This window comes from Polaribacter sp. Z014 (assembly GCF_023555435.1).
Taxonomy (GTDB): domain Bacteria; phylum Bacteroidota; class Bacteroidia; order Flavobacteriales; family Flavobacteriaceae; genus Polaribacter.
Genome location: NZ_JALCZP010000109.1, coordinates 1 through 725, shown reverse-complemented (window position 1 = coordinate 725; position 725 = coordinate 1). Strand labels below are relative to the sequence as shown.

Sequence of the window (725 nt, the reverse complement as noted above, 5' to 3'; positions counted from 1 at the left end):
TACAGTAACTTCTTTAACCATGTTTCGTCTTTCTCTTGAAATTTTATGAATCACATCAATGACATCCTGAGCTTTGGTACCCTTTACAATAGCGACTATACTTCCTTTTTTACCGTTGGCATTTTTATTGGTTAAAATAGTATAAAGCTCACCATTGGATAGAGAGGTCTCATCTAAGCTTAAATATTTACCTAAATTCTTTGGGTATAGTAACCAATTTTCTGCGTGGTCTTTTTGAGTCCAATCATTGAAATCACTTAGATGGTTTTTGTATTGATGTTGTAAGGTTTTACTGTTAATTCTGTAGTAATCTCCAAAGCGCTTAGCGCTCACAACATGATTATCAAGAGAGTTCTTTTAAAAAAGAGGCAAACTCCTTAGTTATACGAGTGCCTTTAGCTACTAAATTCCAATCTCTTTTTATGATTTTACCGGTATCAATAAGTGTCCAACGTCTTCTTTTTATATGGAGTAGTACCGGTTTGCCTCGAAGGGGGAAATCTTCTATGGTTATTTCGGATAAGAAACCTTTTGATTGTGCTATTTCAGAACGGTATTCTTGTGGAAGCATGTTTTTTTCTTCTAAATAGAAGTGGGTTTGATTATCAGTAGTAATATCTGCTACAATATCAAAATATTCTAATAGCCCTTCGGGCAACAAATAACGGGCTAATTCTGTATTCAAAATCTAATTACTTTTTTTCCAAAGATAAGATTCTCCCCAA

Annotated in this window: 1 protein-coding gene and 1 pseudogene; both read right to left on the bottom strand. The window is 33.8% G+C overall.

Going from position 1 to position 725, the window contains the following annotated elements; genetic code table 11:
- Positions 1-333, bottom strand: a pseudogene (locus tag MPF19_RS19140) (ISAon1 family transposase); the annotation flags it as partial.
- Positions 334-343: 10 nt separating this feature from the next.
- The gene (locus MPF19_RS19135) at positions 344-685 is read right to left on the bottom strand and encodes an ISAon1 family transposase N-terminal region protein (protein WP_203394321.1); all 342 of its coding nucleotides are present in this window, start codon (positions 683-685) and stop codon (positions 344-346) included.
- Positions 686-725: the final 40 nt, after the last annotated feature.